Origin of the sequence: Streptomyces sp. 6-11-2 (assembly GCF_006540305.1) — a bacterium.
Taxonomy (GTDB): Bacteria; Actinomycetota; Actinomycetes; order Streptomycetales; family Streptomycetaceae; genus Streptomyces.
In genome coordinates this window covers 4,762,419-4,783,137 of record NZ_BJOR01000001.1, presented here as the reverse complement: position 1 = coordinate 4,783,137, position 20,719 = coordinate 4,762,419, and the positions used below count along the sequence as shown (strand labels likewise).

The following is a 20,719-nucleotide window of genomic DNA, read 5'->3' as shown; positions in this document are numbered from 1 at the left end:
GTGCCATCAGTCTGCCCCGGAGCCGCTCAGCGAGCCCCGCGCCGGAGAAGGCTTGATCCCGAAGACAGCGAGGATACGGTTGAGACCCGCATCCAGGAAGAGCTGGAAATAATATCCCCCTCGGTTTCGACCATCAACGAAACCTGTCGCAATCTTTTCCCCTTGGTGCACGCGAAGAGCATCAATTGCCTCCTCGAATCCGACTGACGGTTGACCCGAGCGACACGCGACGCGCTCTCGCCTTTCATAGATGGGCACGACGCGCCGCGGCAGGACACCTTCGGGCCAAATGTCATACTCGGCACCCGCCCCGAGCGCGGCCCGGGAAAGAGGGCGCACCTCGTCGACTCCTTCCAAGAGTCGCATAAGGCGACTTCTTTCCACGGCCCCTCCAGCGGATAAGGGCTCTGCCAAGCACGAACCGATCGTTCAGCGGGACGTTACCCTCACGGTTTACGCCAAGGCGCTCTGTCGACGCTGATCTCAGCACCCTCGATCACCCCTCTTAGCGCATGCTCCGACTCCTCGTACACCTCATAATCGGTACCATGGATTTGAATGTCCTTGCTTGCCGGAATATTGGAGCGTGGAATCCTCATGACAATCCCTCCAGCCCCAGCTCCTCAGCCGCGCCCAGAGGCACATCCTCATAATCGTGAGTCCACGACGTGAACTCACGATCGGTGTTACCCCCAGCGTGCCGACCCGAGCCAGAGTGGCCACCGTGGGGCACTGCGCGCCCCTCGACTGCATCGTCGTATTTCGAGTCGCCATTCAGCCCCCCTCCCCCCAGTCACCACCTTCGCCGAAATTGTGCACGATTAGCGAAGTGGCACCCGCGTGCACGTAGTACGTGTGCGTGCCGTGCGGTCGTCACCTGGATTTTCGCTGGTCGGCGAATTCTGGCCGGTCCGTAGATGTGCGTGGAAGTGCGCTGTCGTACAACTGTGTTGCCGTCGGCGGTGCCGTCAGACGGCTACGCGCGAGGGATCGACGATCACTCCCGGTTCGTGGTGATCGCGAAGGTGGTGCAGCGGGCCACGGCCCGGGCGGTCTGTTTGGCCTTCGGCGAGGGGCTGATGCGGTTCGGAGTGCCCGAAGAGGTGCTGACCGTGGCGTGGAACTTCGGCCATATCGATCTGGCGACCGTCGCGCCGGACCGGCTGGCGTGGACCGCGTCGCGCGCCGACGAGCCGAGACTGGGCTCCTCCAGAATATCTTGGAGGAGCCCAGTCTTTCTATGTCAGGAATCGCCGCCAGAAAGGATCACCGCAGCAAGAATACTCTCGCCACTAGCCTCACCGTAAAGCATCACATCCATTTTTCCAGCCTGCACATGAATCAGCTTGAGCTCACCTGACTGTGCGCCATTGAAGGCAGACAGCAAGTCTGTCACAAGACGAGTCACGTCGCGGTCATCACGAGCTTCTGCCCTTCTGAGGCGATTCTCGAAGATGCGAATCAACTGCGCCCTGGAAACGGTGCTCTCATGAAGGATGATTACACCGTACTCATCAACCGCTGCGGCGAGATGAACCATTCCCAGCCTAGTCGCCTCAGCGGAGATAAAGCTCTCGTTCATCAACCTGCTCCAGGTAGATGCCACGGGCCCCTGTTGATGCTGATTTCAGCACCCTCGATAACCCCTTCCACCAGAAGCTCACTCTCACCGTAAATATCCTGCGGACCCTTAATTAGACGATCCTTTATGTCCGCGCGGCGATGACGCATAACAATTCCTGGGCCATTGCCTAGTTCGGCGGCATCCAAGGCCACGCCTTCGTAATCGTCCGTCCAGGATGTGAATGGGCTATCGAGGTTGCCACCATTGTGCGACGCGGCATCAGCATCTCCACCGCGCGGCACTGCTCGCCCTTCGAGAGCATCGTCATACTTGGAGTGCCCCCAATCTATTCCGCGATAGACGTGCTCCCCGGCCTCTTCGCCACAGTTGTGAACCAGAACCGGCGTTGCCTCCGCCAGCACATAGTACGTGTGGACGTCCGCGACCGTCAGGTCGTGCGTGCGCTGACGCTTGTCGAACGCGCGGATGCTGGTGAGGTCGACCGAGTCACCCTCTGCAGTGTGCAGGCGCATGCCCGGTTTGAGGTCGCCGGCCTCGATCCACGCCTGCTCGGAGTTCACCCAGAAGGGGTGGGTCGTGGTGGAGACCAGAGCCTCGGCCTTGCCGGATTTACCCCTGATCGTCAGGTCGACGAAGTGCTTGTCGTCCTCGGTGACGATCGTGCCGACGACCTCGCGTACCGTCGTCTTCCCGGTCTTCGGGTCGGTGACGGTGATCTCGTCGCCGAGCTTCACCTTCTCGATCGGCTTGGTCTTGCCGTTGCCGAGCAGGACCTTCGTGCCGGGCAGGAAGCTGTGCTTGCCCTCGACGGGACATGAGCCGAGGTCGTCGGACGCGCCCTTCTTCCTGCGTGCCTCCGCCGCCTTCTTTCTGGCGTCTGCCAGTTTGTCCATGGCCTTGGCCAGGCCGGCCTTCGCTTTGCCGACCGCCTTGTTGGCCTTCCAGAGGTCCTTCGCGCCACCGATCAGGTCGCCGACCAGGTTGGTCACGCGTTTGGCGAGTTTGAGGCCCTTGGCCCACTTCCACGGGGCGCCGTACTTCGCAAGGATCTTGCCCGCCAGACCGCCCGCGAAGCTGCCCGCGATGTTCAGCAGCGTCTCGCCGCAGGCGCCGACGTCACCGGTGGAGATGCAGTCCAGGGCCGCGTCGACGCCGAGGATGTCCCGGACGATCTTGACGAGCGCCTTACCCGCGGACTTGATGCGCTGCTTGGCCGCGGACTGCTGGGACTGTGCCGCCGCCACGTTCGAGGAGGCCTGGTCGACCTTCGACTGGGCCTTTTCCTCCCCGGTCTTGGGGAAGTACGGCTTGCCGCCGCGGCATTCGATCAGCCCCTCCCAGCACTCCGGGATGATCATGCCGCTGGGGTCCGCGTGCGTGACCGGGGAGTTGTTGGCGTAGGCGTAGCCGTTGATCTGCTGCGGCTGGGTGTAGTCGATGATCGGGTCGACCGAGATGAACTTGCCTATCTGGGGGTCGTACTCCCGTGCGCCCAGGTGCGTCAGGCCGGTCGAGGCGTCGATCGTGCCGCCGACGAAGCCCTTCTCCCCCGGCCAGGTGCCGGTCTTCTCACCGCGCTCCACTCCGAAGGGGTCGAAGCGCCGCTGGGAGACCGCGCCGGTCACCGCGTCGATCGCCAGCTCGCCCGTGCCGTGGTGGTCGGAGGCGACGAAGGACAGCTTGCCGCCGCTACGCACCGCGACCGTCTGGCCGGCGTACTCGTAGTAGCGGGTGGCCTCCTTCTTCGTGCCGTCGGCCGACAGCTTCAGCTCGGTGCCCGGCAGATACACGGTGGTGCCGGAGGAGTCCTTGCGGACGAGGCGGTTGCCGGAGCCGTCGTACACGTAGGTCGTCTTCGAGCCGCTCGCCTCGGTGACCTCGCTGAGCTTGCCCGTGTCCGTCCAGACCAGCGTCTGCGCGTTGCCGCCGATCGTGCGCTTGGTGGTGTTGCCGGAGGCGTCGTACTCGTACGTCGACTGCCGGTCCCCCGTCGGGGTCTTCTCCACCACCTTCGTGACCTGGTGCGGGCCGTTGCCCTGGGCGCCCGCGCCGCCGTACTCGTAGCCGCTGGTGATGTTCCTGGCCGCGTTCAGGGCGGTGTCGTGGATCGTCTCGGAGACCCGGTTGCCGATGGCGTCGGTCTCGTACGACTTCCAGTACGGGGCCGGGCCGCCGAGCGCCTTCGCCCCCGGAGCGCTCTCGCACGCCTTCGGGCCGGTGCCCCCCACCGGCGCGACGGACCCACGCGATCCCGTGCCGGCCGCGTCGGCCGCCGACGACGCCGGCGTCCACGCGTCCGCCAGCCGCTGCCGGCTGTCGTAGGCGAAGCACTGCACGTCCGGCGACGCGGAGTTCGCCGTGTCCGCGATGGACAGGACGTTGCCCGCCTGGTCGTAGGAGTAGTTCGACTCCTTGGCCGGGGCGGTCGCGCCGTAGACGTCGACCACCGAGCGGGTCAGCCGGTCGGTGCCCGTCTCGTGGTCGAAGGTCTGCCAGACCTTCTTGCCGCTGCCCGTGAACAGCTCCAGCTGCTGGAGCCGGCTGTTCCTCGAGTAGACGGTGTTGGTGACGTACGACGTGGTGCCCTTCATCGCCGTCGGGCGCTGCAGCTCGTCGTAGGTGTAGGTCAGCGCCTCCGCCGGCAGGTCGCCGATGGCGGGCAGGCCGGTGGACTGCAGGGTGCCGTCACGGTTGTACGCCGATGTGAAGACGTACGTGCCGGCGAGGGAGCCCTGGGAGTCGGGGACCTGGTACGCGGTCTTCAGCGGGCGGTAGAACTCGTCCATCGACTGGACTGCGCTCGCGAAGTAGTCCGTCGGCGAGACGTAGCTGAGGAAGCCGTAGGCCTGACCGAGCCAGCCGGCCTTGTCGTACTTCGTCTCGGTCAGCTTCGTGCCGGTGCCGGCGTCGCCCAGCCAGGTCGACACGACCCGGCCGATGCCGTCGTAGACCGTGGACGTCTTCTTGTTCCGGCCGTCCCAGGAGGCGACCGGCCGGTCCAGTTCGTCGTACTCCGTGCGCGACGTGCCGGCGTCGGGGTCGACGGACTTCGTCTGGCGGCCCAGCTGGTCGTACTCGTACCGCCACACGTTGTCCTTGGAGTCGGTGACCGTCTCCAGCTTGCCCGCGGGCGTGTAGGTGTACTTCGTGGAGTCGTACGGCACGCCCGCGCCCGGTGAGGAGCGGCGGTAGTGCCGGATCTCGGAGGTGTTGCCCTGGCCGTCCGTGACCGTCGTGGTGGGCACACCGCCGGCCGGCGGGTCGACGTGGGTCAGCTCGCCGTCGTACCTGGTCGTGGTGCGCCACTGCTCGGCACCGCCGACCGCGAAGATCTGGGCCGTGGTCCGGCCCAGGCCGTCGTACTCCAGCAGGCTCTGCGCGCCGACCTCACCGTTGCGGACGGGCAGCAGCTCGTCGGACGGGGCGCCCGCCGCGTTGTAGGTGGAGTTGGTCTTCTTGATGTTGCCGGTGCCGTCGTAGAACGTGTCGGCGACCATGCGGGTGCCGTTCGCGCCCTCGGTCTGGATCTGCCGGGGCCTGAGCAGGCTGTCGTAGAGCTGGTACTCGGCGCCGTAGGAGCCGTCGTTCTCGATCTTCTCCGTCTTGATCGAGGTGACCTTGTCCTTGCGGACGTTGTACGCGTACTTGATGCTCGGCGTCTGCTTGCTGGTCCGGTCGGGCAGCCACACCGAGGTCAGGCGGCCCAGCGCGTCGTAGGCGAGGTCCGTCCGCTTGCCGTTCGGGTCGGTCTGGCCGGCCGACATGCCCCAGGCGGGGGTGTAGTCGGTGGTCGTGACATGACCGAGCGCGTTGGTGAAGGTCGTCTTCGTCAGCAGGCCGTTGGTCTCGTTGTACTCGATCCTCGTCGGGTTCTGCCGGGCGTCCTTCTGCAGCGTCGGGCGGCCGAACGAGTCGTAGGCCGTGGTGCCGGTGACCTGGTACGTCGCCGTGGTGCCGTTGTGCGCGGTCAGCCGCTCGGTCCGGGTCGCGTCACCCTTGACGGGGGCCGCGCCGAAGGCTCCGTTGTCGTACGACGTGCGCTCGTCCGCCAGGACCTGCGTCTTGCGGTCGGGTGTCGCCGAGCAGCGCACCGAGACGGCTTCGCTGCGCGCCGGCAGCGAGAGGATGTTCTTCGCCGTGTTGTCCGCGTACGTGGTCCGGGTGCAGCTGTCGTCCTTGGTGGTGGACAGATCGCCCTGGTCGTCGACCTGCAGGACCCGGCCGGTGCGGTTGGCCGTGTCGTACGTCGTCGTCGACTTCGTCTCGCGCCAGGTGCCGTCGGACTTCAGGTCGAAGCCTCGGCCGACCTGCGTGCGGACGATCGCCGCGCGGGTGGTGCCCCAGCTCCTGGTCTGGGTGGCCGTGTAGTGCATCCACGGCGTCTGGATCGTCTTGGAGACGAGCTTGTCACCGTCGTAGGCGGCCGTCTCCAGCTCGTGGCCGGTGAACTCCTCCGCGTCCGTGTACTCGGCGCCGGTGGAGTCCTTGACCTTCACCGAGCGGGTGCCGCCGGCGGGGTCCTTGTCACCGTCCATGCCCTGCAGGAACGTGTAGTCGACCCGCGTGCTCTGCTGGTCGGACGTACCGCTGGTGACCTTGGCCTTGCCGTAGCCCTGCCAGCCGCCCCAGGTCAGGTACTTGTCGTCGGTGATGCCGTCCGGCTTGGCCTTACGCCAGGCGGCGTCGCCCTGGTAGGTGTAGCGGGTGACCATCGAGTCGCTGCCGCCGGTGCGGTCGGTCTCGATGACCGCCGCGACGACGTACTTGTGGAACCAGTCCGTGATCGGGTCCACGTAGCCGGGCGGGGCCCACTTCACCGGGTAGCAGCGCTTGGTGGACTCGCCCGGCTTGGGCAGCGCGCTCTTGGCGCAGTCGGTGGGCGCGTAGTTCACGTCGAGCTGGGCGCCGGTCTCACTCAGGACCGCCGAGAGCCGGAACCGGTGGAAGGGCGCGATGTTGTCACCGATCGCGTCCAGGCGGTTGGCGAGCTGCTCGCCGAACAGGTCCACGGTCGGCAGTTTCGCGGCCGTGCCCGCGCGGCCCTCGTGCTCGATCTTCGAAAGCCACAGCGTCTTGGAGTCGTCGCCGTTGTCGGTGAACAGGTGGGTGAAGGTCCAGGCGTCCACGTCCGTGTAGGACGTGGCGTCCTTGCGCATCTGCGTGACGATCGACGTCAGCCGCTTGGTGGTCCAGAAGGTCTGGACGGGGGCGGTGCACTTGGTGCCGGACTTGCACTCCTGGTCGACCGGGACGTCCGGCCAGTGGCCGGCGTTCGCCTTGGTTCGCTTGCTCTCCGCGCAGTCGAAGCCGTCGGTGGGCAGGCAGCGTTCGGCGGTGTTGAAGACGACTCGGGCCGGGGCCTTCGCCGCGTAGACCTTGCCGTCCGTCTGGCCGTAGTCGATGCGCTTGAGATAGCCGCCGCGGTGGTACGCGGTGCCGTTGACGTCCGTCTTGCCGTTGAGCGCGTAGTAGTTGGTCTCGCGGTCGTAGAAGTAGGACATCACGTTGCCGTGCGTGTCCTTGACGTAGTCCAGGCTCCAGCGCCACGCCTGCTGGCAGTGAGCGCTCGCGAAGGTCGCGTTGTAGCAGGGCTCACCGGAGTCGTCGCCGAAGACCGGTGCCGTCCAGACGGAGTTGGTCTCCTCGTTTCCGGCGGCCCAGCCCGGCAGACGGTTCAGGCCGAAGTAATACTCGGTGCCCTCGGGTGTGGTGACCTTCCAGTGCTCGCCCTTGTCGCCCGAGCCGCCCTCGTCGCCGTTGGTGGCGCCGGTCAGCTTCTCGACCTTCGTGCCGTCGTCGGCCGACAGGTGCCAGTCACCCGTGGTGTCGTCCTTGACCAGCTCGCCGGACATGCCGTTGAGCATGATCGTGGCGTTGTCGAACGCCCAGCACTGCTCACCGGAGTTGCTGTGTCCGTCGTCGGAACACGGCTTGTAACGGCGCTCGATGTAGCCGGGGTCGTACGAGAAGCCCTCGCCGACCCAGGAGCCCTGGTTGTTGGTGGCCGAGGTGCGTCCGTCCGCCGACTGGGAGGAGTAGCCGAGGCCCACGGTGGGGACCAGGCCGCCCGGGGTCGGGACCGTGCGCAGCGGGTAGTTCCAGTTGAAGGCGCCCGAGGAAGTGGACACGTTCCAACTGGCCGACGGGGAAAGGGCGGTGGCCCTGTATGTGCCCTGCGCGCCGGAGGGTCCCGCCGCGACCGCCACCAGGGAGGTCGCCGTGGCCGCCATGGTGGGGACGCCCTCGGCGGGGGCCGGGGCGGCGGTCACGTCGGCGGAGACGGTACCGGTCCGCACGTCGTTCACCGTGGGCAGCACCTCGGGCTGCTCGGGACAGTCCTCGCTGCCGGGGGTGGCGACCGCCGCGCAGGCCGGCAGCTGGACGAGTTGCAGGCGGGAGGCGTAGGAGCCGCCGAAGCCCTCGGCGAACTTCGAGTAGTCGACGGTCAGGCGGACCTTGGCTGCCCGGCCGGTGCCGTCGGCGCGCCGCACTCCGAGCAGCGCGCCGGCGCCGAGCTTCGCCGCCCGCCTCGGGTCGAGGACGTCGACGCGCACCGTACCCGGTGCCCCGGTGTCCTGGGCGCGGGCGGCGGGCCCGGCCTTGCCACCGCCGGGGGTTCCGGTCTCGCGGACCGTGACCGGCAGGCCGCCCGCTTCCGCGGTCGCCCCCAGCCTCACCTCGGCGCCGCCCTGCCGGGGCCACACCGCCCTGTCGAGCCCCTTGACCGCGGCCGCGCGCGCCGGATCGGTGGGGCGGGGCTTGGACTTGGCGGCGAATCCCTTGACGGGGTCCCCGTCGTCCTGGACACCGGGGCGGCTGGTGCGGCCCCGGTTGCCGTCGTCGAACGCCACTGCCTGGACCGACGACGCGGACAGTGCGAGCGAAAGCCCGAACACCGTCACGGCGACCGCCCGTCCGGGCATACGGCGGCTCAGTGAGCGGCCACGGAATAACATCGGACAACTCCCTGGTCGGAGGAGAGAGCCACCGGCGTCCCCGGGGGGTCCGGCGGGCTCGTGAGGGGCCGGGGCGCCGGACGGAGTGCGTCCGGCGCCCCGGGACATGAAGGGGTGGTGCGTCACATGTCGGGCAGCGCCGTCAGCGCGGCCATCTGCTGCACCGCCACCTGGTCGGCCGCCCCGCTGTAGACACGCACCTCGTCGATGGCGCCGGCGAAGTACTCGCTCGCCCCGCGCAGCGCGCGGCCCACCTGCAGGCCACCGGTGGCGGACCACAGGGTGTCGTTCGTGCCGTGGGCACCGGCGACGAGCTGGCCCTGGACGTACAGCCGGACCGAGTTGGCGAAGGCGTCGTAGACGACCGCCAGGTGCTGGCCCGAGCCGCCGGTGTCGGGCAGTTCCTGGTCGTCGGTGAAGGTGACGACCTCCGCGTCGGCGGCGTCGGTGGTGGCGACGGCGAGCTCCCACTGGCCGGTGACCGCCTGGTAGCGGACCTGGACGCGGTTGGCCCTCGCGCCCGGCAGCGACAGCACCGTCTGCGACTTCTCCGGGTCCAGCGAGGAGAGCTGGGCGCGGGCGGTCACGGTGAAGCTGCTGTTTCCGGTGACCGGGGCGGTCGCGGTCGACGCGTAGTCGCCGTCGCCGTCCAGCACCAGGTTGCCGTCGCCGACCAACGCGGCGATGTCGAACAGCGGGTCGACAGGGCGGTAGATGGAGGCGTCGCCCGCCAGGGTGAGCGCCTGGCCGCCGCCGGTCTCGGCGGAGGCACCGCCGGTGGCGTCGTCGAGCTGCCAGTAGCCCTTGCGTTCGGGTTTGACCGTCATCAGCTCGGCGACCTGGGCCGCCGGCAGGACCCGGTCGAAGACACGGACCTCGGCGAGGTCGCCCGTGAAGTGGTCGCGGTAGCCGCTCTTGGCCGTGGCGCGGCCGATCTGCAGCGGACCGTACGACTTCCAGGTGGACCGCCGCTGGGCGACGCCCTTGGAGTCCTTGTTGACGTAGAGGCGCAGCTCGGGGCCGCCGCTCTTCTGCGCGTCGTACACACCGGTCAGCAGGACCCACTGGTCCTTGACCACGGTCAGTCCGGTGGAGACGGCCTTCCACTCGCCGAGCGAGTCCACGTCGTTGACCGGGACGGAGAACTTCCAGGTCTGCGCGGACGCGTCGTAGCCGAAGGTGAAGCCGGGCTCGCCGGTGCCGTCCTGGCTGACGACCGCCATGTCACGGCCCAGTGCGGTGGGCCGTACCCAGGCGCTGACGCTGAAGCTCCTGGCGGTGTCGAGCACGGTCTCGTTCGTGTCGAGGTACGACTCGGGGGTGCCGTCGAAGTGTGCCGCGCTGTCCGCCTTCCCGCCGGGACCGTCCACGCCGAACGTGACGGCGTTGCCCGCGGTCGCCGCGTACTGGCCGCTCTCCTCGTTGGCCTCCGTGCTGCCCGGCTCGTCGGCGAGGTTCCACTGGCCGGTGACCGGCTTGCCCTCGCTCACCAGGAACTCGTAGTGGGCCTTGCTGCTGGAGTGCGCGGCCTTGTCGACCGCGACCACGTCGACCCAGTGCCGCCCGGAACGGGTCGGCATCCACGACACGCTGACGGAGCCGCCGGCCTTGCTCGGGGTGACGGCGGTCGTCGGGTCGGCGGTGCCGTCGAAGGCGTAGAGGTACTTGACGACGTCGGTGTCCGGGACCGAGTCGTTCGGGTTGGGCGCGAAGGTGAAGGTGCCGTAGGTGCCCACGCCGTCGTGGTAGACGGTGTCGGACGGGTACTCCTTGGACACGACGACCGGCTTGCCCGGCCATGTCTTGTCGTAGATGAACTCGCAGCGCTGCGCCGGGTCGCCCTCCCAACTCCACGGGCCGTAGCCGTCACCGTCGTAGGCCCGGGCGCTCCAGTAGACGACGGTGTTCTGCGGGATCGTCGACTTGACGGTGTGGGTGAACTTGGTGCTGCTCGTCGGGGAGAGCCAGTCCGGTGTGGTGTAGCTGTAGGACTTGGCCTCCTTCGTGGTGGGGTCGGTCCACTCCACCTTGAACTCGACCTTCACCTTGTCGGTCTGGCCGTTGCCGTGGTCCGGGTCGCTCGCGATGGCCTGGAGTTTCGGCGGCACGTCGGTGTACGGCCGGCCGGAGCCCCACTTGCACAGACCGCCCGGGTCGGTGAACATGTCGGACGTTTTGATCTGCCGCGGCAGGTTGTTGTACTGGATCGACAGGTAGGCGTTGCCGCAGATCCGCTTCCACTCGGCGAAGCGGTTCTCGTCGGCCGCCCTGAGACCCAGCGTCATCGAGGTCCAGCCGTCGGCGGCGGCCGTCTTGATCTGGCTGGTCAGCGCGCCGCTCACCCCGCTCTCGAAGTGCAGGTTGGCCTGGCTGGAGCAGGAGGTCGGGGAGATCGCCTTGTCGACGGTCTGCAGGTTGCTGTCCCAGTGGTCCTTGGTGTTGGACCAGTTGCTGGACGAGGTGATCGTGTGGTTCTTGCCGCCGACCCGGTACAGCCGGATGGGCTCCGCGGTCGGAGAGGCGCTGTAGATGTGCTCGACCCGGGCGGAGAAGGTCGCGCCCAGGATCTGCTTCCCCTTGTAGTAGGAGAGCGGCATGGTGAACAGCACGCGGCGGACGCCGACTCCGTTGCACGAGACCGGGCTGTAGTCGGTGGGGCACCGGCCGACGCCCGCGCTGCCCGAGTACTTCCAGTCCTGCTCGCTCGGCATCCCCGACATGACGCCGGTCCACGCGGTGCGTGAGGTGGTGCGCTGGATCGGGTCGATGACGACGGGGAAGACGGTGCCCGCGTCCTTGAGGAAGCTCTGGTCGGGGATGAGGCTCAGTTTGCCCTTGCCGACCTCGACGTCCAGCGGCGCCACGCGTCCGCCGCCGCCCGGGCCTTCGAGGGCGGCCTTCGGTGCCTGGCGTGCTCCGGGGTCGCCGGTCGGGGCCGCCGTGGCGGCGCCGTCGGTCCGGTCCGCCGCGCCGTTCTCCTGTGTCCCGACGGCCGCGGCGGGCCGGTCCGCCCCGGCCGCCGTGGACTTCAGGGCCTTCGTGACGGCCTTGGGGCCCTGCGCTCCGGCGGCGGCCTCCGCGACGGCGGCCGAGTCCCACATGGCGGGCTTTCCGGCCTGGAACACGGTGCCGCCCACCGCGGAGTCCTCGGCGGTGAGCGCGCCGGAGGGGTCCTCGGTGACCTTCAGGCCGTCCGTGGTCAGGCCCAGATCGACCCTGGCCAGCTTCGGGTTCGCCGCCGCTTCCGGTGTCCTGACCACCAGCAGGTGGCCGAAGCCGTCGGGCTCGGCGCGGACGGTCAGGTCGACTCCGGGCAGGGCGTCGGTGTAGGTGGCGGTGTCCCCCTCGACCCGCGGTGCCGGCAGTTCGCCGTACGGCCAGGTCAGGGCGAACTCACGGCCCGCCCGCCGCATCGTCACGAACGGCCTGTCCGCCTGCCCGGTGGAGAAGGTGAGGTCGACCGTGGTGGCCCTGGGCCCCCAGCTGCCGTCGGCCCGCTTCACCAGGGTGGCATCGATGTCCACCCACTTGCCGTCCCGGACCGTGCGGACCGGTTCGGTGTACTCGCGGGCGGTGAAGGTGCCGTCGGGCTCGGCGAAGATCTCCCTGCGCTCGGTGCGCAGTCCGACGGCCTCGGACTTCTTGCCGCTCTTCCTGGCCATGGCCAGGGCCTGCTGTTCGGTCTGCGCCGGCTGGTCGGCGGCGACCGGGGCCTGGTCGCGCCCCGGGTCTGCACCGTCCTCCGGCAGGACGGCCAGGCTGCCCGCCACCACCGCGCCGGTGACGGCGGCCGCCACGGCGGCACGCAGCAGCACGGCTCGCCGCATCGGTCTCTGTCTGTCTGCGGACACGCGTCCACTCCCCAGTCGCTTCATACAGGTCTCAGAAATCCACCGGCCGGGCCGGCTTGCCCGGCGGAACGCCGCGAGCGGCCAACGGGGCGTCATCGCACGGCGGCACCGAAGGCGGCGCCGCCCGCGGGGATGCCGCCCTCGCCGGGCCTCCAGGTCTGCGTCGGCGCGCCGCCCGAAGCGGTGTTCCACGGGAACGCGTGGACCGCGTGCCCCCCGGCCGGCCCGTAGGGAACCCCCACATACAGCGCGGAGGGACTGCTGCCGAGGCTGATGCCCGCGTAGGTCCGCGGGTACGGGGCCATCGCGAGCGCGCTGCCGTGGCGGTCGTCGGTCTGGGCGGCGCTGTCGGGTGCGGGTACACGGCCCTGGCCCATGCCGAAGAGCGGGTCGGGTATGCCGTTCGAGTTGATCGACGGCCTGAACGCCTGCACGCCTCCGGCGAAGGCGACGGTTCCGATGCTCTCGCCGGGAGCACCGACCGCGAAGAAGCGGTCGGTGGCGGCGATCGAGGCGCCGAAACGGTCGTACGGCTCCGCTTCCCCCCACACCCCGGTGCTGTTCTGTCTCACGGACGCCGCCTTGAAGTCGGTCCCGTAGACGTAGCCGATCAGGCCCATGTCCACGCCGCCCGCGCCGTCCTCGCCCGGAACCCCGATGACCAGGAACGGGTAGCCGGTCGGGGACGTGCCGGCCGCCACCGCGTATCCGAGCCAGTCGTCCTCCTCGGGCCCACCGCCCAGCGGCTGGTTCGCACCCTGGACGAAGCCCTTGCTGGGGAACTCCTGCCCGACAGCGGTGGTCGAACCGAAGACGATCTGAACGTGGCCCGCGTCCCGCACGGTGCCCACGTCCTCTCTCCGACCAGTGCCACGGAAGCGGTACGCCGGCCGCGATGCGCCGCCTGTCGTCGCCCTCCGCCTAATCGCCGGTGACGCTCTGCAGTGCTCTGTCCGCTCGCGGACATGAGTTCGCCCCTCCTCCTGCTGTGATGACGCCGCGGTACGACCGAGCACCGCCGGCGTGGGAGCGCGACGGTCAGCCGACGACCGCGCCGAAGGCGACGCCCGCCGCCGGGATGCCGCCCACGCCGGGCCTGAACGTCTGGGTCGGCGCCCCGCCGGGGGCGACATTCCAGGGGAAGCCGTGGACGGCCCTGTTCCCGGGCGGCCCGTAGGGCACCCCGACGTACAGCAGCGAGGGTGACGCGCTCAGGGACAGGCCGGTGAGCATGCGCGGTGCGGGCTCGGCGGGGATGCCGTACCCGGGTTCGACCCAGGAGTCGGAGGCGCCGGGATCGCCGACCAGGGGGACGATCAGGACTCCGCCCTTGTCCGGGTACTCCTCCTCCGCCTCCTCGCCGGGCACGCCGATCGCCAGCCGGGTGGTGGCGCCGGTGGAGGTCGTGTTCGGGGAGGTGTTGACCGCGGCGAGCCGCCGGCCGAAGAAGTCGCCGGCCTCTGCCTCGCCCTCCACCCCGGCGGTGTTCTGGTCGATCCAGGCGACCTCGGTGAAGCCGGTCGCGGTGAGCCGGAAGACCTGGACGGCACCGGCGTCGACGGTGGTCGACAGGTCCTCGCCCGGAACGCCGACCGCGAGCAGCGACTCGGTGGTGGAGGTGGCGCCCGCGGGCCGGTACGGGACCATGGCGAGTGCGGCGCCGAACTGGTCGCCGACCTCCTCGGCCCCGCTGACGGCGGCCTGGTCCTGGGCGATCCCGGCGATCGGCTTGGGGTAACCGGAGACGAGCGTGTGGCTGAACTCCGCCACCCCGCCGGCGAAGGTCGTGGTGCCGAGCGCCTCGCCGGGCGTGCCCACCGCGAAGTGGGTCGGCGTCGCGGCGAGGGCGGAGCCGTAGCGGTCGTCCACCTCGACCACACCGGGCACGGCACCGGCCTTGTCGGTGTCCTGGGTGACGAAGACGACCGTCTGCGCGGTGCCGCTCACGTAGTAGAAGCCGCCGGCGTCCTCCACCGTGCCGATGGATTCGCCGGGGCTGCCGATGATCAGGTAGGGCGCGCCGTCGGAGGTCTTGCCGGCCGCGAGGGCGTAGCCGACCCAGTCGTCGGTCTCCGGACCGCCGCCGAGCGCCTTGCCACTGCCCTGGTAGAACTCCTTCACGGCCTTGCCGCCGGCGTTCAAGCCCTTGGTGGAGCCGTAGTACACGTGCACGGACCCGGAGTCCGGCACAGTGCCGATGTCCTCGAACGGATTGCCGACGACCAGATCGCTGCAGCCGTCCAGGTCGGCGTCGTAGACGGCGAGCGAGTAACCGAACTGGTCGCCCGCCTCCGGGACTCCCGGAACGGAGGCGGAGGACTGCAGGAGGGTGAGTGTGCCCTTGCCCCCGCCGTAGACGACGTGCACAGCGCCCGATTTCGGGACGCCCTCGTCGCTCGCCTCGGGGTCGGAGATCGCCGTGTCCCTGATGCCGTCGCCGTTGAAGTCGGACTCAACCCCCGAGGGGCACGCGACGGCGGCCGCGGCCGGTGTTCCCCCAGGTCCGAGCCCCCAGACCGATAACGCTGCCATCAGGACAGCGGCGGCCGCGCGCCGCCATCCTTTCCCCGCCCTTGGCACAAATACCCCACAAGTAAAGAGGGTTCAAAAAAGGTCAAGTGATCATCCCCTCACTTGAGGTGAGCATGCAATAACCGCGGCGGCAGCACCCGCGTGGCGAGCGTCACACTCTGGCCACATCTCGTTCATGACACCTGCATGCGCCGCACACGCGAGCGCCAGAGGGCGGACGCGGGTCCTCCCGCGGCGGGGAATATGCTCGCTGCCGAAGCCAACAGGGGAAGGCAGCCAGGTGAACTACAGGGTCCAGCCCAGTGCCCAGGTCGACGGGAGCGCCGAGATCGGTGCCGGCAGCAGCGTGTGGGACCTCGCGCAGATCCGTGAGGATGCCCGTCTGGGCGAGGGGTGCGTGATCGGCCGCGGCGCGTACGTCGGCTCGGGCGTGCGCATGGGCGACAACTGCAAGCTGCAGAACTACGCACTCGTCTACGAGCCGGCCGAACTCGGGGACGGCGTCTTCATCGGCCCGGCCGTCGTTCTCACCAACGACCACAACCCGCGCTCCGTCGACCCCGAGGGCAAGCAGAAGCGCGGCGACGACTGGGAGGCCGTCGGCGTGAAGATCGCCGACGGGGCCTCGATCGGCGCGCGTTCCGTGTGCGTCGCACCACTGGCCATCGGCCGCTGGGCGATGGTCGCCGCCGGCGCCGTCGTCACCAAGGACGTCCCGGACTTCGCCCTGGTCATGGGCGTGCCGGCGCGGCAGACCGGCTGGGTGGGGCGTGCCGGGCACAAGCTCGTGCGGAAGGAGTCCGGGGTGTGGCAGTGCCCGCAGACGGGCGCCCTGTACGACGAGAAGGACGGCGCCCTCACCGAGCGCGACGCCTGAGGAAGTGGACGAACGGCCCGTGGTCCGCAGGAACCTGCCTGCGGACCACGGGCCGTCTCACGCCCTCCTGGCCCAAGGGCCGGGCTCTCCGCGTCAGCCGATGCCGAAGAGCCGGTCGAACTCTCCCCGGACCACCGGCCAGTCCCACGAGGCCAGGGCGTACTTCTCGCTCTCGCGGCCGTGCCCCGCCCACGTCTCCTCGTCGGCGGTGACGGCGAGGATCCGGTCCGCGGCCGCCTCCGGGGTGGCCACCACCCACTCCGCCGGGTAGAGCGTCGAGGCGCCGTGCTTCTGCCCCGCGAAGAAGGGCCAGTCACGAACGACGGGAACCGCCCCGCTGGCGGCGCCCTCCATCACGCCGACATGGCAGCCCTCGCGCACGGAGCTGCTGAGGATGACGCCGACGTCCCGCAGGTTGCCGGGCACGTCGGTGGTGGCTCCCCGGCGCTCCACGGCCCCCTCTTTCACCAGCGGGGCCACCTTGCGCTGGAAGGAGCGCTGGTAGGCGGCAGCCGCCTGACTCGCCTTCGTGTTCATGTCGCCGCCGATCATCACCAGCCGGTAGCGCTCGTCGCAGCGGCGCAGTTCCCGGATGACGCGCAGGGCCCACAAGGGGTCCTTGGCGACCTGCCCGATGCCCACCATGCCCACGGTGAAGCGGGCGTCGGGGTTCTTCGGCAGGGCGAAGCCGGCGAGGTCCATGCCGTTGTCGACGATGTGCGTGCGCGGCGCCTGCGGTCCGGTCAGGGCAGGCACGGAACGCAGGGCCAGGTCACGGATGTGGTCCGCGACGAAGACCAGGTCGTCGACGCGGGAGAAGTCCGTCAGCCGGGGCCAGTGCGAGAAGGCCTCGTAGCTGTGGAGCCGTACCACGACGCGGGCGGTGCCCGGGTCCACGCTGGTGAACAGCGCCGCGGCGGCGGCGCACCAGTCGATGAACACCGTGTCGGCCCAGTCGAGGTAGGGGCGCAGATGCTGCTCGGCGGTGAAGCCGTACATCGGATCGCCGCCGAGGCGGTAGTCCAGGAGACGCCGACGGTTGCCGGCGAGCCGCTTGATGCCGGGATAGTCGGTGATGTCGAGGAACCTGAGCTCGACGTCGGGATTCGACTCGTAGTGGTTCCTGATCAGTCCGAGGAAGTTGTCGTTGCCGTCCGTCACGACCAGCAGGCGCCGCGGCCTGCCCGGCTCCGGCTCCGCCACCGGATGCGCCCGGCCGCGCCCCCCAGCCACAGCGGACGCTGCCGTCGACGCCGCGGTCAGACGGGCGAACTCCTCCGCCCGCTTCGGCAGCGGGCTCATCCGCTGGTCGATGTGGGCGACGCGGTGGAAGGCCGTCTGCAGGCCGTGGTTGACGAACTCCGCGGCGCCGGCCGCGTCCTGCTCCGCGAACAGGCGGTCGGCGTGGGCGAGGTCGGCCTCGGCCGAGGCCAGCAGGGTGTCCGGCGTGGATCCCTGCGCCAGCGCACGCCGGGTCGCGTTGCGCAGGACCTCGGAACGCGCCTCGGTGTCGCGAAGCCTCCCCGCCACCGAACTCGCGGTCGCGAGCGCGGCCTGGTTGCGCTTGGCGGCGAACAGACCGGTCACCAGGTTGCGGGTCATGTCGACGCGGGTCTTCTCCCGCATCGGAAGGAGCGGTACACGCCGGGCGAGAACCGCACCGGCCTTGTTTCCCAGCAGCTTCTCGTTGCCCAGGAGCAGGGCGATGTCCGAGGTGCGCTCCTCCTGCCCGCTGTCCCCCTCGCCCGTCTGCTCGGCGCTCGGCGGCCGCGCAACCCCGTCCCGCACCGCCTGGGCCTTGCGCTGCGCCGCGGCCAGGCCCGCACACGCGTGTGCCCGCGGGTTGAGCCGGGCCAGCTCCCAGGCGCTGTAGTAGGCCTTGGTGTCGACTGCGACGATCACGTCGGCGGCCTTCGTCAGACGCAGCACCTCCTGGTCCGCGCCGACGTAGGCCCAGAAGCGTTCGTGCGGGTGCATTTCCACGGCACGGGCCCGGGCACGCCAGTCCAGGTTGGCACCGTCCGTCGCCACCCGCCGCACGGTCCCGAGTCCCCACTCGGGGTCGATGGCGGGCTCGGAGAAGGTGCCGACGAGATGAACGCGCGCGTCGAGTTCCTTCAGTTCGGCGACGAACGCGGAGAGGATGTCGATGTTGGGCGTGCGCCCGACCACGACGAGCACGTCCATCACGATTCCACCTTCTCCTTGATCTCGGGGACCGCTCCCGTGACCAGTTCGGTCAGGGCCCGCACCGCGGGCCGCATGAGCGTCCCGCGCTCATAGGCCGCACCGTGCGCGCGTGCCGCCCGGCGCTGCTCGTCGGTGGCCGAGACCGCCAGGTGGGCGGCGCGGCAGAACGAATCCGTCAGCTTCTCGACGTCGAGACCGTGCGCACCGGTCCACAGGGGGTGACCGTCCAGGAGGTGGGACGCGTCGTGCTCCCGTTCGTGCATGGACACGATCGGAAGGCCGGTGCTCATGTACTCGTAGACCTTGCCGGAGGTCATGTGCCGGCCGCCCAGGATGACGAGCAGCAGTGCGTCCCAGCCGCCGTAGACCTGGGACACCTCCGCCTTGGGCACGGGGCCGCCGACCACGACTCCGTCGTCGGCGGCCCCGCGCAGCAGCTCCATGTGCTGGTTGGCGCCGCGGTTGGCTCCGTAACCGATGTGTCCGCGTACCTCCAGCGTGGCCGAGGCGACGAGCGGATCGCGGGCGCGCGCGGCGTTCCAGGCCTCAAGGACCTTCTCCAGCAGCCGGACCGAGAAGCTGACTGTTCCCAGGTGGCCGAAGACGAGCGGCTCGTCGGCGGACCGCTGCCGGGCCGGCAGGTCCACGCTGTCGGCGTCGTAGCCGTTGCGGACGACGTGGACGCGTGAGCGGTGTTCGGGGTAGCGGTTGCGGTAATGCTCCGCGATGGGGTCGTTGACGCACCAGAAGGACACCGCGTCGGCGATGGCCCGCTCTTCCCACTTCGCCGCCTCGGAATCCCTGGGGAACGCCTCGACGTCGTCCACCACGTCGATGGACCAGCCGTCGCGGAAGTCCACGGCGTAGGGCACGCCGCAGTCCTCGTACAGGCGTCGCACGGGGGCCAGTTGGACGTACGGGACGCAGCTGGCCAGGGAGAGCGTCACGGGGTTCTCCCGGTGGATGCGCAGCGCGGCCTCCTCCAGGTCGTACCGCCAGCCGCCGAAGACTGGGTCGGGGAAGACCTCGGACGCCCGCTCGCGCATGGTCCTGTGCCACAGCTTCGGGTCGATGGCCCGTTCCCGCGAGAACCGGCGCAGGTCGGTCTCCAGGTCGTCCCGGGACAGCGGCAGCTTCACGATGTCGATCCGGGGGTCGACGGACGCGGAGAGGGTCGGGTCGATGCCGCAGTCACCCAGCCAGCCTTCGTCCTCAATGGTGACGACGGTGACCCGCCACCCCAGCGACACGAACTGGTTGGCGGTCTCCCGCATGCGGAAAACGCAGCTCTTGGCCGCGGGCGGGAAACCGATCGCGAAGTACAGCAGGTGCGGGCGGTCGCCCGCCTCGGGTCTTGGTTCAGCGGTTGACAAGAGAGCTTCCTCAGCTGGATGAGTGGGCCGTTGGGCGGGCGACCGAGCCGCTTGCTGGTCAGCCGCCGATGACCACCCGGCGCACGCCCTCCCAGCGGGCCGGGTCGGTGGTGCGGCGGCCGTCGACCAGGACGCGTACGTCCGGCAGGTCGGTTGCCGACAGCTCGCGGTACTCGGCGTGGTCGGCCTGGAGGATGGCGGCGGTCACGGTCTGGCCCTCGTGCGGGGGCAGGCCGTACGCGGTCAGCTCCTCGGCGGTGTACATCGGGTCGGAGACGCAGGGCACCGCGCCGCGCTCGCGCAGCGCCTCCACCGTGCCGTAGACGCCCGAGAACGCGGTCTCCTTGACACCGCCCCGGTAGGCGGCGCCCAGCACGAGGACGTTCACGCCGGTCAGATCGCCGTAGGCGGCCGCGAGGAGGTCGACGGCGTACGCCGGCATGGCCGCGTTGGCCTCGCGGGCGGCGCGCACCACGGTGGCCTGCGGGTCGTTCCACAGGTACATCCGCGGGTAGATCGGGATGCAGTGGCCGCCGACGGCGATGCCCGGCTGGTGGATGTGGCTGTAAGGCTGGCTGTTGCAGGCCTCGATGACCTTCTTGACGTCGATGCCCGCGGTGTCGGCGAAGCGCGCGAACTGGTTGGCCAGGCCGATGTTGACGTCCCGGTAGGTGGTCTCGGCGAGCTTGGCCATCTCGGACGCCTCCGAGGTGCCCAGGTCCCACACGCCGTTGGGCCGCGGCAGGTCGTCGCGCTCGTCGAAGTCGAGGACCTGCTGGTAGAAGTCCACGCCGCGCCGGGTCGACGCCTCGTCGATGCCGCCGACCAGCTTCGGGTAGCGCCGCAGGTCGGCGAAGACCCGGCCGGTGAGGACCCGTTCCGGGGAGAACACCAGGTGGAAGTCCTCGCCCGCGGTCAGCCCCGAGCCCTCGGCGAGCATCGGCGCCCAGCGGTCGCGGGTCGTGCCGACGGGGAGCGTGGTCTCGTACGACACCAGGGTGCCCGGCTTCAGCCCCTGTGCGATGGCCTTGGTCGCCGCGTCCATCCAGCCGAAGTCCGGCACGCCCTCGGCGTCCACGAACAGCGGCACGACCACGACGACGGCCTCGGACCGGGCCACCGCGTCGGCGGTGTCGGTGGTGGCGGACAGCAGCCCGTCGTCGACGGCCCGCTTGAGCCGGACGTCGAGGTCGTGCTCGCCGGGGAAGGGCTCGGTACCGGCGTTGACCAGGTCGACGACCTTCTCGTTGACGTCGGCGCCGATCACCCGGTGGCCCTTGGAGGCGAACTGCACGGCGAGCGGCAGGCCGATCTTCCCGAGGGCGACTACGCAGATGTTCATGGACGGGGTGCCT

Annotated in this window: 9 protein-coding genes and 1 pseudogene; 2 read left to right on the top strand and 8 right to left on the bottom strand. The window is 69.6% G+C overall.

Annotated features, from left to right (window positions below; translation table 11 throughout):
* Positions 1-986: 986 nt before the first annotated feature.
* Positions 987-1,112 (top strand): annotated as a pseudogene (locus tag TNCT6_RS20975) (IS481 family transposase); the annotation flags it as partial.
* A 131-nt stretch (positions 1,113-1,243) separates the two neighbouring features.
* On the opposite strand, the gene TNCT6_RS20970 reads toward TNCT6_RS20975, so the two are convergent.
* The 5 genes from TNCT6_RS20970 to TNCT6_RS20950 form a co-directional block, all read right to left on the bottom strand.
* Positions 1,244-1,582, bottom strand: coding sequence for a hypothetical protein (locus TNCT6_RS20970; RefSeq protein WP_141360970.1), 339 nt, complete (start codon positions 1,580-1,582; stop codon positions 1,244-1,246).
* On the bottom strand, positions 1,582-8,508 hold the full coding sequence (locus TNCT6_RS20965; protein WP_172632967.1) for a polymorphic toxin-type HINT domain-containing protein: 6,927 nt from the start codon (positions 8,506-8,508) through the stop codon (positions 1,582-1,584). The genes TNCT6_RS20970 and TNCT6_RS20965 overlap by 1 nt, the downstream gene beginning before the upstream one ends.
* 155 nt (positions 8,509-8,663) lie before the next feature.
* Positions 8,664-12,368, bottom strand: a complete 3,705-nt coding sequence (locus TNCT6_RS20960) for a LamG domain-containing protein (RefSeq protein ID WP_141360968.1) — start codon at positions 12,366-12,368, stop codon at positions 8,664-8,666.
* A gap of 116 nt (positions 12,369-12,484) precedes the next feature.
* Positions 12,485-13,243 (bottom strand): hypothetical protein, encoded by a 759-nt coding sequence (locus TNCT6_RS20955; protein ID WP_141360966.1) that lies wholly within the window; start codon positions 13,241-13,243, stop codon positions 12,485-12,487.
* Between the two features lie 187 nt (positions 13,244-13,430).
* Complete coding sequence (locus TNCT6_RS20950) at positions 13,431-14,924, bottom strand: FG-GAP and VCBS repeat-containing protein (protein ID WP_141360964.1); 1,494 nt, start codon at positions 14,922-14,924, stop codon at positions 13,431-13,433.
* A gap of 280 nt (positions 14,925-15,204) precedes the next feature.
* On the opposite strand from TNCT6_RS20950, the gene TNCT6_RS20945 reads away from it, so the two are divergent.
* Entirely contained in the window at positions 15,205-15,801 is a 597-nt protein-coding gene (locus tag TNCT6_RS20945; protein ID WP_141360962.1) for an acyltransferase, read from the top strand.
* 93 nt (positions 15,802-15,894) lie between these two features.
* Here the strand turns inward: TNCT6_RS20945 and TNCT6_RS20940 are convergent, their stop codons facing one another.
* The 3 genes from TNCT6_RS20940 to TNCT6_RS20930 are packed head-to-tail and all read right to left on the bottom strand — an operon-like array spanning position 15,895 to position 20,706.
* Complete coding sequence (locus tag TNCT6_RS20940; RefSeq protein ID WP_253266178.1) at positions 15,895-17,988, bottom strand: glycosyltransferase family 1 protein; 2,094 nt, start codon at positions 17,986-17,988, stop codon at positions 15,895-15,897.
* Entirely contained in the window at positions 17,988-19,364 is a 1,377-nt protein-coding gene (locus TNCT6_RS20935) for a glycosyltransferase family 4 protein (protein ID WP_141360958.1), read from the bottom strand. The genes TNCT6_RS20940 and TNCT6_RS20935 overlap by 1 nt, the downstream gene beginning before the upstream one ends.
* Positions 19,365-19,422: 58 nt before the next feature.
* Positions 19,423-20,706: a nucleotide sugar dehydrogenase gene (locus tag TNCT6_RS20930; RefSeq protein WP_141360956.1), complete on the bottom strand. Its 1,284-nt coding sequence runs from the start codon at positions 20,704-20,706 to the stop codon at positions 19,423-19,425.
* Positions 20,707-20,719: the final 13 nt, after the last annotated feature.

Bases quoted from the DNA above. Each gene is read 5' to 3' on its own strand.
- TNCT6_RS20970 (WP_141360970.1), bottom strand. From the start codon at position 1,582: ATGAACGAGAGCTTTATCTCCGCTGAGGCGACTAGGCTGGGAATGGTT.
- TNCT6_RS20965 (WP_172632967.1), bottom strand. From the start codon at position 8,508: ATGCCCGGACGGGCGGTCGCCGTGACGGTGTTCGGGCTTTCGCTCGCA.
- TNCT6_RS20960 (WP_141360968.1), bottom strand. From the start codon at position 12,368: ATGCGGCGAGCCGTGCTGCTGCGTGCCGCCGTGGCGGCCGCCGTCACC.
- TNCT6_RS20950 (WP_141360964.1), bottom strand. From the start codon at position 14,924: ATGGCAGCGTTATCGGTCTGGGGGCTCGGACCTGGGGGAACACCGGCC.
- TNCT6_RS20940 (WP_253266178.1), bottom strand. From the start codon at position 17,988: ATGGACGTGCTCGTCGTGGTCGGGCGCACGCCCAACATCGACATCCTC.
- TNCT6_RS20930 (WP_141360956.1), bottom strand. From the start codon at position 20,706: ATGAACATCTGCGTAGTCGCCCTCGGGAAGATCGGCCTGCCGCTCGCC.